Origin of the sequence: Candidatus Nitrosotalea sp. FS (assembly GCF_011319475.1) — an archaeon.
GTDB lineage: Archaea > Thermoproteota > Nitrososphaeria > Nitrososphaerales > Nitrosopumilaceae > Nitrosotalea.
Genome location: NZ_RCMC01000158.1, coordinates 1 through 594 on the forward strand (window position 1 = coordinate 1; position 594 = coordinate 594).

Annotated in this window: 1 pseudogene; it reads right to left on the reverse strand. The window is 38.7% G+C overall.

What is annotated here, in order from left to right:
- Positions 1 to 45 precede the first annotated feature (45 nt).
- A pseudogene (locus DYY66_RS05535) lies at positions 46 to 594 on the reverse strand (hypothetical protein); the annotation flags it as partial.

Consider the following 594-nt stretch of genomic DNA (forward strand, 5'->3'; position numbering starts at 1 on the left):
AATAGAAGAAGAGTAAAAATGATTGAAATGTGTCGAGTTTTCATTTTACTTGCTCACAAGTAGCCTGATTTTATCATGGTAGATGGTAATTCCAGCTTGTGGCATGGTATGGTTACTAAGAACTGTGACTGAATTTGCAGCTAAATGCGGTCCATACTGTGTTGGTACTTGGATTCCGCTTATTTCTGTAGCAGAACCATTTTGAACTAGTGTTTTCCCACCATAGATTTCCTCAGAACCGTCTGGAAACATCATATCAAGCATCAAGAAACCACCGCCGGGAGTGAGCAGGCTTCCTTGAGGAAAAGCAAAAGTTACATTTTGAAATGATGCTAATGTTCTCTTTGGTAAATTGTATGCTGAATAACTAAGTGTGGTTTGATGGTAAGTTTGGTTATTGATTGATACTGTGCCACTGTCCTTGTCTATTCCATCATAGGAATAATCATACAGAGTAATCTTGGGTTTAGCATCAGGATCATGGTAATGAAGGATCGCCCATCCACGTGATACGAGTTTTTTCATAGTATCTGGCTTGACACAAATAGGCGTTTGATCTTCTGCTTTGAAAATTAACTGCAATCCTTTCCAACA